Raw genomic sequence first — 16873 nt, 5'->3', positions numbered from 1 at the left:
GTAAACCACCTCACTGAATAAGGTGCGTCAGATAGAAGATATCTGTTTTTTTACCAAATTATCGGGACTGACGCACCCTACAAACTACTCTCTGCGCCTCTGCGCCTCTGCGTGAAAAAAAATCATAAAGGATATTACTTCCCCTTACCAGATTTAAGAGATAACAACATCTCCATTTGAGTCATGGATTTACTAGGACTATTAACAGTCACACCAACACCACGAATAGAATCAAGAATAGCGGTAGCGTCCGCAGGTAAAGGTTGACTTTGAGCGGATACACGCTGAATTATGGTTTTGGTTTTATCCATATCTAAATAGAAATAACCACCATTAGGTTTTTGTAAAGAACCTGTAACAGTTTTAAAGGTATCACTTTGATCAAGTGCTGCACCTTTGCGATTTGCTAGTGTTTCCGCAACAGGTCCACCAATAGCCACAAATGCTGTATTATCATTGAGCCAACCATGTGCCACGAGAGCGCCTTGTTGGGGGATTTGCCATTCTGTGACATTTTTACCACCAATGCTTCTTTGAGCGACATTGAGAGACTGCTGTTTGGCAAAATTATCGAGTTTGGTGAAGGTAGCTTCGGCAGTTTTGCGATCGCTCGTATCCAATACTAACGCACCGCCAAAACCCACATTGGCTAATAAACCTTGATTAGATTGAATTGCACCTAAACCAAACTCGCCATTCATCCAGCCAAAAATATCTTTATCTAAATCAATTTGCAGAACTTTTAGTTGAGTCCGCGCTTGTTGAATTCCTTGATTTAATTCAGGATAATCTTTGGATTGTTCCACAAAAGTTTCCCAACTTTTACTAATACCTTGTCCACTGGCTAAAGCCAAAGTTTCACTAGGAAATTGTCCCACAATCTTGGCGGGAGTAGCTTGATATTGGAATTTATTTAGTTGGGGATCTAAATTCACAATTGCTTTTAATCGCAAGCCTTCATCATCTATTCCCACCCCTGCTGTTAATGATTTCACTTGCTTAATTTGCGCGAGAGTTTGTGGGGGTAATTGTTTAGATTGAGGATTAAATGCCGTTAATTGTTGGATCATATTGGCATAATCAGGGACATAAATTTGCGCCAAACCATTCTTAACATCCACGCCTTTGCTCAGAATATCATTTGCACCTTCTTTAGTGACAAAAGAAGGTTCGCCTTTATAAGTATCAATCGCTTTTTCTACAGCTTGTTTATTGGATGTTAAAAGCAAATAGTCATTATTCACAAACGTTACATAAGTCGGTTGACCTTGACCTGTAGATTCAATAATTTTTTGACCTTTGTAGTCAGATTCCTGAATTTTGACGTTTTTTTGGTCTTTCAATCTGTTAGCAAATTTCAAGGCAGCCAGTTTATCTTTAATCCCGACCACCAACAAATAATTTGGTGCTTCGGATGCGCGAAAGTTGTCCTGAGATACTTTCTTTGCATCTGGTGGTAGTACCGCAATCATTACTCCACCAACCCAAGGTTTAATATCTGCTTCGTAGGATATCTTACTATCATTCAACATTTGTTGATTGAAATTTTGGAACTCTTTAGCTAGTAATTTCTGCGCTTGGGGTGTACCAAACTGCTGCAACTTATTCCAAGATTCAGGATTAGTGTCAATATAAGTTGCCATTAATGCAGTTGCAGGTACTAATTTAGCACTACCCAAAGGGTTGGAACTATCAGTACCACCCTTAAGATATATATAAGCTGCTATACCCCCTGCTATAATTACAGCAGTACCAATTACAGGGATGAAAAACGATGGTTTTTTGGCAGACACTAGTAAATACTCCTTATTGTTGTGGATTATGTAACAGATTTAATGAAATGCTAATTGGTGGTTGGGGAAATTTATCTAAGCGAAAATTCATGAAAAGAAGTATATTTTGCAGATTTTGTGAGTTTAGCTGATATCAGTGGATGTCGCATATTGAGTATAAAATGGTTGAACATACCCGGCTTCTAGAGACAGTTTACAATTAAGTGGTGAAAAAACTTAATTCTCATGAATTCTGATGTTTGAATTCTTTTTTATCGCTAATTTCCGCTATTTTCACGGTATTTACTGATATAATCGGAAATCTATGATCAGCAAAAATTTGTAATTGGGTTTAAATAATACTCCACTATGGTCAAGACTGAATCCGCAAATGATATTTTATTCCTTTGAAAACAATAGTCAATTTGTCACCTCCCAGTTATTCTAAAACTATATGGAAAATTAGTAGTATTTGTAATCAATAATTATGGATCACGGATGAATACCCTCTGGAACAGAGGCAGAGAAGAGTTACATACTTAAGTTATTAAGTGTGACAACAGTAGCTAAATCAGCTTTGTCAATCTGTAGATTCAGGTAGTGCCGACGTTACCAGAATCAAACAGGCAAAAAATGTCATACTACGCTACACTTCTGTATTTGTATGACTTACATCCCATTAAATGTTTTAGGATTAGAAGGCTAGAAATAATAAATGTTGCAGTTTTATTTTGATACTGAAAAAACCGGACACAAGCGTTTTGAATTACCGGGGGCAAAACCACACTATAACCCTGACCGACCTGGACAGGTAGAACATATTTTTCTGGATCTGAATTTGGATATCCCGAACCAAAGTTGCTACGGAAGTTGTAGTATTCGCCTATTGCCAGTGCGGAATGGGATTGATAGGTTGACTTTGGATGCTGTCAATTTGAAGATTGAGTCAGTACAGGTAAACGAAGTTACACAAAAGTTTGAATATGATGGCGAACAGCTTTGTATTTACCTATCACAGCCTACAGAAATTGGTCATCGTTTGTTAATTGCGATCGCTTACGCCGCCGAAAAACCCCAACGGGGCATTTACTTCATTCAACCAGACAAACACTACCCCCACAAACCCACCCAAGTCTGGACACAAGGAGAAGACGAAGATTCTCGCTATTGGTTTCCTTGTTTCGACTACCCTGGACAGTTATCAACATCAGAAATTCGCGTCCGCATTCCTCAACCCTTAGTTGCTATCTCCAATGGTGAACTCATTGACAGCGTAGAAGAGGCAAAATACACAACCTACCATTGGTCCCAACAACAAATTCATCCTACCTATTTGATGACATTGGCAGTGGGCGATTTTGCCGAAATTCGGGACGAGTGGCATGGTAAAGCTGTTACCTATTACGTTGAAAAGGGACGAGAAGCAGATGCTAAACGCAGCATGGGCAAAACTCCCCAAATGATCGAATTTTTGAGCGAAAAGTATGGTTATCCCTACGCTTTCCCCAAATATGCCCAAGTTTGTGTAGATGATTTTATTTTTGGAGGTATGGAAAACACTTCCACGACTCTCCTCACTGACCGCTGTTTATTAGACGAACGGGCAATATTAGATAATCGCAATACCGAAAGTTTGGTTGTCCATGAACTCGCCCACCAATGGTTCGGGGATTTGGTGGTAATTAAACATTGGTCCCATGCTTGGATTAAGGAAGGGATGGCTTCCTATTCGGAGGTAATGTGGACCCAACGGGAATATGGCGACCAAGAAGCTGCATATTATCGGTTATCGGAAGCGCGGAGTTATTTTAGTGAAGATAGCAGTCGCTACCGTAGACCAATGGTAACTCATGTTTATCGGGAAGCGATCGAGCTTTACGATCGCCACATTTATGAAAAAGGATCTTGTGTTTATCACATGATTCGCGCAGAATTGGGCGATGAGTTATTTTGGCAAGCTGTCCAAACCTTTGTTCAAGACAACGCTCACCAAACTGTAGAAACGATAGACTTATTAAGAGCGATTGAAAAAGCCACAGGACGCAATTTAGCTTTCCTGTTTGATCAATATGTCTATCGTGGTGGTCATCCTGACTTTAAAGTAGCTTATGCCTGGGATGGTGACGCAAATTTAGCGAAGGTGACTGTCACCCAAACCCAAGCTAAAGCCGATAGTAAGGATTTATTTAATCTGAGAATTCCCATTGGTTTTGGATATAAAGAAAATCCCCAACTCACAACTTTTACAGTTCGAGTCCATGAAAAAGAACAAAGTTTTTACTTTCCCTTAACGCAAAAGCCTGATTTTATTAGCTTTGATGTTGGTAATAATTATCTCAAAACTGTCACTTTAGAATACCCAATTTCTGAATTAAAAGCCCAATTAGAATTTGATCCTCATCCTATTTCCCGGATTTATGCAGCAGAAGCTTTAGCGAAAAAAGGCGGATTAGAAGCGACTCTTGCCCTATCCTCAGCTTTGAAAAATGATTCTTTTTGGGGTGTACGGGTCGAAGTTGCCAAAGAACTGGCAGAAATTCAGTTAGATCAAGCTTTTGATGGTTTAGTCGCTGGATTAAATGATCCTAGTCCCTTTGTGCGGCGGGCGGTAATTAGTTCTTTATCGCAAATTAAAACTCATAACAGCTACAAGGCTGTGAAAAGTTTTGTCCAAGATGGCGATGCCAGCTACTATGTAGAAGCTGCGGCTTGTCGAACTATTGCGGCGATCGCAGCAGCGCATTTAGAAGATAAACCCCATGAAGACAAGGTAATAAACTTACTCAAATCTGTGTTAGAAGAACGGGCAGGTTGGAATGAAGTTGTCCGTAGTGGGGCTGTGGCTGGTTTATCTGAATTCAAATCTTCAGAAACGGCTTTAAATTTACTACTGGAATACACAAAATCTGGGATACCGCAACCATTACGCCTTTCCGCAATTCGCGCAGTGGGCAAGATATCCACCGGTCAAACTCCTGCTAATATAGAACGGATTTTAGATCGGTTAGCGGAAATTGCCAGAGAGACTTTCTTTTTAACCCAGGTAGCCGTTTTAACAGCCTTGGGACAAATGGAAACCCCAAAAGCGATCGGTATTTTGCAATCTTTAGCCAATCAAACCGCAGATGGGCGAGTCCGTCGCTATGCTGAAGAGGAAGTAAGTAAGGTGCAAAAGAACATCGGCACAGACAAAACCCTGAAGCAGTTACGTGAGGAACTTGATCAAATCAAACAGCAAAATCAGGAGTTGAAAAGCCGTTTGGAAAATCTGGAAGCAAAATCAAAGTAATACAATAGAGGGCGGGTAAACCCCGCCCCTACAGGCTTTACGATTTGCTGACTGGATCTCTCTCAAGTACATACCGACATATAATTTTATCTATGAATCAACCTAACTTTCAACGTGCCAATACTCTCAAAGCGGTCATGTGCGTCAAATTATGCAAATGATGCGGGCTACTTGTTTACGCGCCAGCACTAAAAATCATAGTAAGATTGAAGCTGAAGACGTTGTTTATGCTGTCAAACAACAACAATTTAGTTTTGAAAGATTTATTCCTGAAGAACATTATCCAGTTTTAGCGCAAGTTTACCTGAATAAAGATGTAAGTAAAGATGATATTGGACAGTCAATGCTGGTAACCGTTCAGGGGGGTAGAAGAGCGATCGTTAAAAATTACCTCCAAAATGTGATAAATTAAGTGACATGGAACTAAATCGCGTCAATCACTTAGAACAGATACCTCCAGAAGATTGGGGTAAGACTCCAGCCAGCGTCAAGAAACTGGTGGAGGAAATGGCGCAGGAAATAGAACAACAGTCAAAGAAACTAACAGAAGTCCTGACAGTTCAAGAACAGCTATAGTGGCATTGCTAAGTGGAGTCTATCGCCACAGTCACAGAATGGTACAAAGTGCGATGGCAGAAGTGTTTGGAATTTCAATATCGTTGGCAACAGTCAACAAACTCAGACTAGAAGCAAGTAACGCAGTGGCAAGTTGTGTAGATGAAGCCAAAGAATATATCCAAAATGCCCAAGTTGTTGGAGCAGATGAAACCAGCTTTAATCAAGGAAACATTGACGGGTTTAATCCTGAACAGAGGAAAGCTTGGCTATGGGTTGCAGTCACACCTCTGGTAACATTTTTTGAAATTGCTCTGACCCGTTGCACCCTCAAGGCAAAGAATTTATTGGGTGAAAACTTCAGGGGCATTTTGAACTCCGACCGTCATGGTGCTTACAACTGGGTCAGCTTGGAACGTCGGCAATTATGTTGGGCGCATCTGCGACGGGAATTTATCAAAATCTCGGAACGAACTGGAGTATCGGCAGAATTGGGAACTGCACTGGTCAAACAGCAAGAGAAGTTGTTTGAACTTTGGCATCGAGTTAGAGATGGTACTTTAAGTCGGAGTGAGTTTACTGAGATGGTGGTTGAGATTCGTGCATCCATCAAAGCAACTTTACTCGAAGCTGATAACTACGAAATTACATCACGGGAAAAAACACCCCTAGCAAAAACAGTACGCACTTGTCGTCAATTACTCAAGGTTGAGTCGGCGATGTGGTTATTTGTGACAACTGTTGGTGTTGAACCCACTAATAATGCCGCAGAACGAGCTATTCGTCCTGCTGTGATTTGGCGGCGGACTAGTTTTGGCTCTCAAACTCAGGCTGGTAGTGTTTTTGTGGCTCGGATGTTAACTGTGGTAACAAGCCTCAAGTCCCAACAGCGTAATGTTTTGGAGTTTATGACGCAGGCTGTTCTTGCTGCTCGTGGTTCTACCACTGTGCCTTCTTTGCTTCCACAAGTTACTGCTGATTCTGATGATTCTGACTTGTTGAAAGCTGCTTAATTTTATTGCTGGATTTTGGGGGTTGTTTTTCGTTTTCTTTGTACCCCCTGAACGGTTACAAAATATTATCACCAGTGTTTAGAAATTTATCAAGAGTTAGATGATCATGATGGCGAGTCTAGAATATATCACCAGTTGGGATATGTAGCCCAAGAAATGCGGGAATATGCCCAAGCACGGGACTTTTATCAACAAGCTTTATCTATCTATATCGAATTTGGCGATTGCTATGAACAAGCTAGAACCTACCACCAGTTGGGAATAGTAGCCCAACAAGTCATTACCGCAAGAGAAATTCAACTAGAATGGGTAGCACGGGTATTAGCAGAACCCCAGAAAACAGAACCAGATCGGGAAGATCCAGAATTACGTCACGCTTTAGCTCGCATTCCTGAAAATGGTAACAGAGTATTGCGTGTTGTATATAATGAAAATAAAGAACCTTGGCGAATTATCACGGTTTATTTTGATCGCACTCAAAGGAATAAATTATGAAAGTACATATTGATGAAGAAGCTGATGCTCTCTATTTGCGTCTGGATGAATCAAAAATTATTGAATCAGAAGAAGTTTATCCAGGAATTGTGCTTGATTTTAATGAACAAAATCAGGTTGTAGGTATTGAGGTTTTACAGTTATCAAGTAGAATCAATCTGACAACAAAGAATATAAAAGTTGAAATTTCTCAATCTTGAATTATAGACAAATTATCTTCCTAATTCTCTAGCTTCCCTGATTGATAAATTACCTAATGAAATTCCCGGTTTCAATTCCTTGAGTTTCGCCTTGATTGCTAATAATTCCTGTTGATTATTTCCTGTCCAACTTTCCATTATTTCAGTCATATTGTTATCTATAGACTGAGAATGAATTTTAATTTGCTGCAACATTAAATCTGCTTTACGCTGAATTATATCTTCTGCAAATAATTTAAGCTAAACCCAAAAAGTTCATTAAAAAATAGGTGACAGAAAGCCAGAATCACAATCAGTCACCCATTCGCCGATATTACTTACTTCTGCTTTGCTCCAGCTTTTGCAGATTTAGCGGCTTTTTTAGCGGCTTTTGCGGCTTCTGCTGCTGCTAATTCCGCCAGTTCTTTTTCCTCAGCTTTCTTATCGAGATAGTAGTGATAATCTCCTAAGTAAACATGAAAATCACCATCACGAATTTCGACAATTTTGTTAGCTACTTGGGAGATAAAATAACGGTCGTGGGAAACTACAAGGACAGTACCATCATAGTTTTGCAAAGCCTCTTCCATCATTTCCTTTGCCGGAATATCTAAGTGGTTGGTAGGCTCATCCAGGATGATTAAATTGGCTGGACGTAATAGCATTTTTGCCAATGCTAATCGAGCTTTTTCACCTCCACTCAATGCCGCAACTTTCTTAAATACGGTATCACCAGTAAATAAGAATCTGCCTAACAATGTGCGGACTTCTTCGTTTGTCCAGTTGGGAACTTCGTCATGGATGGTTTGCATGACAGTTTTATTTAAATCCAAGGCTTCCGCTTGGTTTTGTTCAAAGTAACCAGGAATCACGTTGTGATCACCTAATTTCACAATCCCTTCTGTGGGTGGTTCAACACCCATCATAATTTTTAACAGTGTGGACTTACCTGCACCGTTGGGACCAAGGAAGGCGATTCTGTCTCCTCTTTCCACCAGCAGGTTTGCGGATAAAAACAGAATTTTATCCCCATAAATGTGGGTTAAATCCTTAATTTCTACTACTTCTCTACCGCTACGAGTGGCATCAGGAAAACGGAAATGTAGGGTTCTCATTCCTCCTGTCGGCGCTTCAATGCGTTCAATTTTATCAAGTAGTTTTTCTCTACTTTTCGCTTGGGTACTGCGAGTAGCACTGGCACGGAATTTTTCTACAAATGCCTGTTGTTTTTCTAATTCTTTTTGTTGACGTTCGTAAGCGTTGAGTTGTGCGTATTGATTTTCGGCTTTTTGTTGGAGGTAGGACGAGTAATTACCCAGGTAAGAACTAGAAACACCTCTTTCAGTTTCAACGATTTGGTTACACAGACGATCTAAAAATTCCCGGTCATGGGAAACTATGACCATTGGGGTAATTAAACCTCTGAGGTAATTTTCTAGCCATTCAATGGTTTCTAAATCTAGGTGGTTTGTCGGTTCGTCCAGTAGTAATAAGTCAGGTTTTTGCAGGAGGATTTTTCCTAAACTCATCCGCATTTGCCAACCACCGGAGAAGGCGCTAACTAGGCGATCGCTATCTTCTAGTTGAAATCCCATCTCTGGTAATATCTTACCAATCCGTGAGTCTAAATTATATCCATCCAAAGCTTCAAACTGACGCTGTAACCGATCTAACTCATGAATTAGCTCATCTAACTCTTCTGGATTAGCTGTTTCCATCTCATGAGGGATATGAGCTAAAGCCTTCTGCACTTCATTAGCTTCTTTAAATACAGTCCAAAATTCTTCTCTGACCGTACGAGTGGGGTCAACTTCAAATTCTTGGTTAAGATAAGCTATATGTAGACTGGCGGGGCGAATAATTTCTCCAGCGGTGGGTTCAATCTCCCCAGAGATGATTTTCAATTGGGTGGATTTTCCCGCACCGTTAACACCAACTAAACCAATACGATCTCCTGGTTTGACTTCCCAGTTGACATCTTTAAGAACTTCGCCTGTAGGATAAATTTTACTGATATGTTCTAATCGCAGCATGAAGCGTCTCGTGGGTAGGGGACAGGGGGCAAAGCTAACGCCGTACCTAATCTTAACAAAATTTAACGCCACATTTACAATTTTTTGGCTATGAACCTAAATTCTTTGCTTGATTCAGGAGTTCAGGAGTTCAGGAGTTCAGGAGTTCAGGAGTTCAGGAGTTCAGGAAGAAGGAAGAAGGAAGAAGGAAGACAGAATAAGACAGAAGGAAGACAGAATAAGAAAGACAGGATTTGCCGGCAAGTATTTTACGTTACAACTGAGACATTTTTCCTCATTTTTAGTTATAACAACTGTCAAAGTGGTTAGGACATGAATTAACAATGAAACTCAGTCCACAACAGGTTTTTACTCCTGACTTCTGACTCCTGACTTCTAACTCCTGCTATAGAGTGTTGTTTGACAATTTATGGTTTATTATTAGCTTTTCTGAGGAAATAATTTAGATATGGGTTTTATGCTTGCTAATTCTCAAGTTTATTTGCAGTTTAACAACAAATTAATACTGATTTTTTGAGATTATCTAGATAACAAAGTAACAATAATTAACATCTTAAATTAATAAAAATAGTCGAAAATATATCTAATTGTGTTGACAATTTAAACTATTGTCAAGAATTATCATAGTCAACTCGGATCATCGTTAATGAGGAAAATATGCACACGGTTATTCTCGTTTTGGTTGAAGTATTAATTGTAATTGGACTCTCTCGAATTGTGGGACTGGGATTCAAAGCAATTAAACAACCATTGGTAATTGGCGAGATTTTCGCTGGTATCATGCTTGGTCCATCATTATTTGGTATAATTGCCCCCAGTTTAGCCCATAGCCTGTTTCCACCAGAAACGATGCCTTATTTGAATGTTTTATCGCAAATTGGGCTAATATTTTTTATGTTTCTGATTGGGTTGGAATTAAATCCTAAATATCTGAGTGGTAACTTAAAAACTGCCATTCTTATTTCTAATCTCAGTATTATTGTTCCTTTTGCTTCGGCTTTTGTATTATCTTTCCTCCTTTATCCCTTAGTTTCTAGTACCCAGGTCAATTTTGTCCCTTTTGCCTTGTTTTTAGGGGCAGCAATGTCAATTACTGCCTTTCCGGTGTTGGCGAGAATTATCACCGAAAATAACTTACAGGGAACTCGGTTAGGGACATTAGCCTTAACTTGTGCGGCTGTGGATGATGTAACAGCTTGGTGTATTTTAGCAGTAGCGATCGCTGTCGCTCGTCACGGTAGTATTGACGGGCAAGCTATTCTCACCATTATTGAAAGTATTGCTTATATTGGCTTCATGTTCACAATTGGGCGATGGTTTCTCAAACGTCTGAGTAAACATCATCGTCGGGCTGGGCGGTTGAGTCAATTCGTTCTAGCTGTAATTTATATGGGAGTTGTGTCCTCTGCCTTAATTACTGAATTTATCGGTATTCACCTAATTTTTGGGGCATTTTTATTAGGCGCAGTCATGCCCAAAGATGAAGAGTTAGTCAGAGAATTAGCGATCAAAACTGAAGATTTTGTTCTCATATTTTTGTTACCAATCTTCTTCGCCTACAGTGGGTTAAAAACACAAATTGGTTTACTCAATAGTCCTCATTTATGGCTATTGTCAGCGTTGATTTTATTAGTGGCCATTGGCGGTAAATATATTGGTGCTTATGTAGCAGCTAGGTTCAGCGGCATTGACAAACGCGAAGCCTCAGCCCTGGGTTGGTTAATGAATACTCGCGGTTTAACTGAATTAATTGTCTTGAATATTGGTTTAGAATTAGGCGTGATTACACCCTTACTTTTCACAATGTTAGTAATTATGGCTTTGGTGACAACATTCATGACTTCACCATTGTTGGAATTTACCTATCCTAAACGCCTGATCCGATTAGATGTCGTTGAACCAGAAGCAGAAATCCAACCAGAAGTTGTACCAGTCCCCAGCGAACCTTATATTAATCAATACCGAATTTTAGTCCCAGTGGCTAATCCCAGTACCCAAAAAGGTTTATTACAGTTGGCAACTGCGATCGCTGTTAATAACCGACAACCTGCTGTAGTTTATCCCCTGAGTTTCATTGAACTCGAAGAAGACTATGGCTTTGAAAGTACCCCAACGGCAGCTGATAGACTCATTATCGAACGGCGCCAAAAATTAGAAGAATTAATTGCTACCCTAGAGCCAGCACTAACACGCTTTTGCATTCATCCCATAGTTCGCATCTCTAGCAATGTCGCCAGAGAAACCGCACAGATAGCCAAAATTGAACAACCAGATTTAGTTCTCGTCGGTTGGCATCGTCCAGCTTTTAGCAACAATCGGTTAGGGGGAAGAGTCGGACAAATTCTCAGTACCACACCAGTAGATGTCGCCGTATTCGTAGATAAGGGAGGCAACGCCATTGAAAGTTTATTAGTTCCCTACTGCGCCAACATCCATGACGATTTAGCATTAATTATCGCCCTGAGAATGCTGATTAATCGGGATACTTGTATTTTACAAGTTTTGCAAGTCTTTAAAGGCAATCACATCCAAGAAGAATTAAGTTATGAACTCAACGCCATGATTGAGCGATTACCACAAAGTGTGCGCGATCGCATTGAAATCAAAAGCGTTACATCCCCAGAACCAATCCAAGCCGTAATTGCCGCCTCCGAAAATGTTGATCTAACCATTGTTGGTACTAGCCGTCTATGGGGAATAGAACGTCAAACCCTGGGAAGATACACAGATCAACTCGCCATTCAATGTCGTTCTTCTCTACTCATTACCCGTCGTTACAGTCAAGTTACCTCACACCTTACCGCTCTCTTACCAGCAGTTAACACCCAATAAATCACTGATAATTCCTAACTTTTCTCATCGTCGAACTTAAGTGTTTTTAATTTGCATTCGTGGATAAGTTACGGAACAAATAAATTATCCATATCTTTTTAACGCACCTTTGCAAAAAAAAGAAACTCTATGCGATTTTGACCGCACGAGTCGCTTATTTTGATTCACCAATGCCGCGTTTAGTAGCAATGATAGATTATTGCTTATAGTATGTATTGATAAAATCAATGGTTTATTTCAATATGTTTTTGATACTTTGCAGCAAGGCTTTACTCAAGTGTGGTAGTATAACCGCCAAGGGTGTGTAACCTTGGTGACTTGACAAGAATATCAACATTTTACGGCAATATACTTTTCCTACTTAATAGCAAACCGTTAGTTAACTGTGGTAAGTAATTGAACAAAAATATTTACAGTCATTGCGAGCGAAGGGAAGCAATCACAACCCTTGGAATTGCTTCATTTCACTTCGTTCCATATGGCTAACGCCACGCAACGCTTACGCAATGACATTGTGTAATTAATTCTGCCTTACTACTTAATTTAACCTGTTGTTTTAGTTCAAACCTCGAAAAACATCATTTATTTTATGAACTTTTTAATTAATTCCGCGCTAATCTTAGCTTCTAATCAACTTAAATATTTTTCTCGTTTAAATAACTTTTGGCAGGTTTTTGATACTGCTTTTGGTACACAATACAACCGCAGCCTTGCAGAAATTATGCGGTTACAGTGGGAAGCTGGGGATTTTAGTCAACTTCCCCAAATAGAAATTCTTGATAGTAGTATTCTTGGCGGTGCTAATGGTGCTTATGCTAGTAGCACAAATAAGATTTATTTATCAAATACCTTTGTTGCTGGTGCTTCTTTAGCAGCTATTAGTGGGGTTTTGTTAGAGGAAATTGGGCATTTTGTAGATGCTAAAATTAACCAGACGGATAGCGCTGGAGATGAAGGGGCGATTTTTGCGGCTTTGGTGCAGGGTCAAAATCTGGATGTGGAGACCTTACGAGTATTAAAGGCAGAGGATGATCATAGTATAATTACGTTGAATGGGCAAAGCATACCAGTAGAGCAGCAAAATTTTACGGGAACTGACGGAAATGATACGATTATAGGAAGTTCTGAAGATGACACTATTAATACCTTACGAGGACAAGACACAGTTGATGGGGGAGCAGGGAATGACCTGTTAATATTAGACTACTCCAGTAATAACTATAGTGGGATTAATAGCTCAATTTCCAGTAATGGGAGTGGTGGTTTTAATGGTAATTACTACGCTCACTATGGTTATTATGTTTATGACCAAGTAAGTTTCAGTAATATAGAACGCTTCCAAATTACGGGAACGGCTGTTGGTGATAGTATAGTTACAGGTGATGGTAATGATACTATTAATAGTGGAGATGAGAACGATACCATTAATGCAGGTGGTGGTAATGATACTATTAATGGTGGTGCGGGGAACGATACCATTTATGCGGGTACAGGAATCAATATAATTGATGGGGGTGCGGGGAACGATACCATTAATGCGGGTGATGGTAATGATACTATTAATAGTGGAGATGGAGATGATACCATTACCGCAGGTACAGGAATCAATATAATTGATGGGGGTGATGGAATTGACACCCTTACAGATGCTGACTTCAGTTCAGCAACCACAGCTATCACTATTAACGATAGTAATAATCCGACCATTACCGTTCCAGATGGTACGAGTGTTACTAACATTGAACAGTTTACTAATGTCACTACAGGTAGTGGTAACGACCTGATTAGTTTTACTCAACGTCTCAATAACACTGTTAGTACAGGTGATGGAGATGATACAATTAATGCGGGGTTAGGACAAGACACAGTTGATGGGGGAGCAGGAAATGACCTGTTAATATTAGATTACTCCAGTAATAACTATAGTGGGAGTGGGAGTGGGATTAATAGCTCAATTTCCAGTAATGGGAGTGGTGGTTTTAATGGTAATTACTACGCTCACTATGGTTATTATGTTTATGACCAAGTAAGTTTCAGTAATATAGAACGCTTCCAAATTACGGGAACGGCTGTTGGGGATAGTATAGTTACAGGTGATGGTAATGATACTATTAATGGTGATGCGGGAAATGATACCATTAATGCGGGTGATGGTAATGATACTATTAATGGTGGTGCGGGGAACGATACCATTTATGCGGGTACAGGAATCAATATAATTGATGGGGGTGCGGGGAACGATACCATTAATGCGGGTGATGGTAATGATACTATTAATAGTGGAGATGGAGATGATACCATTACCGCAGGTACAGGAATCAATATAATTGATGGGGGTGATGGAATTGACACCCTTACAGATGCTGACTTCAGTTCAGCAACCACAGCTATCACTATTAACGATAGTAATAATCCGACCATTACCGTTCCAGATGGTACGAGTGTTACTAACATTGAAAAGTTTATTAATGTCACTACAGGTAGTGGTAACGACCTGATTAGTTTTACTCAACGTCTCAATAACACTGTTAGTACAGGTGATGGAGATGATACAATTAATGCGGGGTTAGGACAAGACACAGTTGATGGGGGAGCAGGAAATGACCTGTTAATATTAGATTACTCCAGTAATAACTATAGTGGGAGTGGGAGTGGGATTAATAGCTCAATTTCCAGTAATGGGAGTGGTGGTTTTAATGGTAATTACTACGCTCACTATGGTTATTATGTTTATGACCAAGTAAGTTTCAGTAATATAGAACGCTTCCAAATTACGGGAACGGCTGTTGGGGATAGTATAGTTACAGGTGATGGTAATGATACTATTAATGGTGATGCGGGAAATGATACCATTAATGCGGGTGATGGTAATGATACTATTAATGGTGGTGCGGGGAACGATACCATTTATGCGGGTACAGGAATCAATATAATTGATGGGGGTGCGGGGAACGATACCATTAATGCGGGTGATGGTAATGATACTATTAATAGTGGAGATGGAGATGATACCATTACCGCAGGTACAGGAATCAATATAATTGATGGGGGTGATGGAATTGACACCCTTACAGATGCTGACTTCAGTTCAGCAACCACAGCTATCACTATTAACGATAGTAATAATCCGACCATTACCGTTCCAGATGGTACGAGTGTTACTAACATTGAACAGTTTACTAATGTCACTACAGGTAGTGGTAACGACCTGATTAGTTTTACTCAACGTCTCAATAACACTGTTAGTACAGGTGATGGAGATGATACAATTAATGCGGGGTTAGGACAAGACACGGTTGATGGAGGAGCAGGGAATGACCTGTTAATATTAGACTACTCCAGTAATAACTATAGTGGGAGTGGGATTAATAGCTCAATTTCCAGTAATGGGAATGGTGGTTTTAATGGTTATTACAAAACTGGCTGGTATTTTTATGACCAAGTAAGTTTCAGTAATATAGAACGCTTCCAAATTACGGGAACGGCTGTTGGTGATAGTATAGTTACAGGTGATGGTAATGATACTATTAATGGTGATGCGGGAAATGATACCATTAATGCGGGTGATGGTAATGATACTATTAATGGTGTAAATGGAGCAAGTCTTACTAGCGGATTAGGGGAAATAGACAGCCTCACAGGTGGAGCAGGAAGCGATATCTTTATCTTAGGAAATGCTACCAAGGTTTATTATGATGATGGCAATACTCTAACTAATGGTAGTAACGACTACGCCGATATTACTGACCTCAACATCGGAGATATTATTCAACTTCAAGGAATAAGTAGTAATTACCTGCTGGCTGTTGTCGGTGCAGACACTCAAGTATTAATCAACAAGCCAAATACCGAACCTGATGAACTTATTGGTATAGTCCGAAATCAAACAGGCTTGAGTCTAACAGGAACTTATTTTAGCTATGTTTTTGATAATACTCCGCCGACCAACCAAGCGCCCACCAACATCAGCTTAAATAACAGCACAGTTGCCGAAAATCAACCCATTAATACAAAGATTGGTAATTTCACCACCACAGACCCAAATACTGGTGACACCTTCACCTATAGTCTAGCATTAGGAACAGGTGATACAAATAACAATTCATTCATTATCGTTGGTAATAATGAGTTACAAACCAACTCTGTATTTGACTACGAAACGAAAAACAGTTACAGCATTCGCGTCAAAACCACAGACCAAGGTGGGTTAAGTTATGAAAAAGAATTAACTATTAACGTTAATGATCTTAACGAAATTACTGGTAATCCTTTAATTAACAATGGACGTAACCCAATTGTAGGAACTGCTGGTTCTGACTATATTATCGGCGGTCCAGGGGCAAAAACCATTAGTGGAGGTCTAGGTAATGATTCCTTCGTCTTTACCAATCTCCGAGATGTGGGACAACGGATTACGGATTTTACCCTGGGAGAAGATAAAATTGTCCTTACCCAATTACTCGGCAGTATTATCTATACTGGTTCTAATCCTATTGCGGATCAATACATGAGATTTGTAGCCGGAACAGGTAGTAATACTGGTAGTACCTTTCTGCAAATTGATCGGGATGGGATTTCAGGTAGTTCCATATTTAAGAACTTCCTTCAGGTTGATAACATCACTACAACCCAGTTGAACAACGCCGGCAACTTTGTTTTTTAGCATTTTGTATCAGGAACTCTATGTTAACTCAATTCAAAAAAC

Annotated in this window: 11 protein-coding genes and 1 pseudogene; 9 read left to right on the top strand and 3 right to left on the bottom strand. The window is 39.8% G+C overall.

Features of this window, described 5'->3' with window-relative positions; all coding sequences use genetic code 11:
* Positions 1-134: 134 nt before the first annotated feature.
* Positions 135-1793 (bottom strand): DUF3352 domain-containing protein, encoded by a 1659-nt coding sequence (locus CA730_RS19875; protein WP_096669911.1) that lies wholly within the window; start codon positions 1791-1793, stop codon positions 135-137.
* A gap of 694 nt (positions 1794-2487) precedes the next feature.
* Between CA730_RS19875 and CA730_RS19870 the strand changes: the two genes are divergently transcribed.
* The 7 genes and pseudogenes from CA730_RS19870 (at position 2488) to CA730_RS19850 (ending at position 7324) form a co-directional block, all read left to right on the top strand.
* Positions 2488-5061, top strand: coding sequence for a M1 family metallopeptidase (locus CA730_RS19870; protein ID WP_096669909.1), 2574 nt, complete (start codon positions 2488-2490; stop codon positions 5059-5061).
* A gap of 157 nt (positions 5062-5218) precedes the next feature.
* Positions 5219-5473: a hypothetical protein gene (locus CA730_RS19865; RefSeq protein ID WP_231939894.1), complete on the top strand. Its 255-nt coding sequence runs from the start codon at positions 5219-5221 to the stop codon at positions 5471-5473.
* Between the two features lie 5 nt (positions 5474-5478).
* A complete protein-coding gene (locus CA730_RS24665; protein WP_157750021.1) occupies positions 5479-5637 on the top strand; it encodes a hypothetical protein in 159 nt (52 codons plus the stop codon).
* Positions 5637-6629, top strand: coding sequence for an IS66 family transposase (gene tnpC, locus CA730_RS19860; RefSeq protein WP_231939882.1), 993 nt, complete (start codon positions 5637-5639; stop codon positions 6627-6629). Before CA730_RS24665 ends, tnpC begins: the two co-directional genes overlap by 1 nt.
* A 72-nt stretch (positions 6630-6701) precedes the next feature.
* Positions 6702-6890 (top strand): annotated as a pseudogene (locus tag CA730_RS26165) (tetratricopeptide repeat protein); the annotation flags it as partial.
* Positions 6885-7124 carry a DUF4258 domain-containing protein gene (locus CA730_RS26160; RefSeq protein ID WP_269076529.1) on the top strand — a complete coding sequence of 80 codons (240 nt, stop codon included), beginning with the start codon at positions 6885-6887 and terminating at the stop codon, positions 7122-7124. The pseudogene CA730_RS26165 and the gene CA730_RS26160, both read left to right, overlap by 6 nt.
* Positions 7121-7324, top strand: coding sequence for a DUF2283 domain-containing protein (locus CA730_RS19850; protein ID WP_096669903.1), 204 nt, complete (start codon positions 7121-7123; stop codon positions 7322-7324). The genes CA730_RS26160 and CA730_RS19850 overlap by 4 nt, the downstream gene beginning before the upstream one ends.
* Before the next feature lie 12 nt (positions 7325-7336).
* Here the strand turns inward: CA730_RS19850 and CA730_RS19845 are convergent, their stop codons facing one another.
* Both CA730_RS19845 and CA730_RS19840 read right to left on the bottom strand, forming a co-directional pair.
* Positions 7337-7474 (bottom strand): hypothetical protein, encoded by a 138-nt coding sequence (locus CA730_RS19845; RefSeq protein ID WP_231939893.1) that lies wholly within the window; start codon positions 7472-7474, stop codon positions 7337-7339.
* A gap of 167 nt (positions 7475-7641) precedes the next feature.
* Complete coding sequence (locus CA730_RS19840; RefSeq protein WP_027401786.1) at positions 7642-9336, bottom strand: ABC-F family ATP-binding cassette domain-containing protein; 1695 nt, start codon at positions 9334-9336, stop codon at positions 7642-7644.
* 657 nt (positions 9337-9993) lie between these two features.
* Here CA730_RS19840 and CA730_RS19830 point away from each other — a divergent pair.
* The gene (locus CA730_RS19830) at positions 9994-12168 is read left to right on the top strand and encodes a cation:proton antiporter (RefSeq protein WP_096669897.1); all 2175 of its coding nucleotides are present in this window, start codon (positions 9994-9996) and stop codon (positions 12166-12168) included.
* 589 nt (positions 12169-12757) lie between these two features.
* Positions 12758-16831, top strand: coding sequence for a beta strand repeat-containing protein (locus CA730_RS25780; protein WP_157750028.1), 4074 nt, complete (start codon positions 12758-12760; stop codon positions 16829-16831).
* The last annotated feature ends 42 nt before the right edge of the window (positions 16832-16873 follow it).

Origin of the sequence: Dolichospermum compactum NIES-806 (assembly GCF_002368115.1) — a bacterium.
Taxonomy (GTDB): Bacteria; Cyanobacteriota; Cyanobacteriia; order Cyanobacteriales; family Nostocaceae; genus Dolichospermum; species Dolichospermum compactum.
Note: the sequence above shows the minus strand (reverse complement) of the source record. Positions and strands in the feature narration are given on the sequence as shown.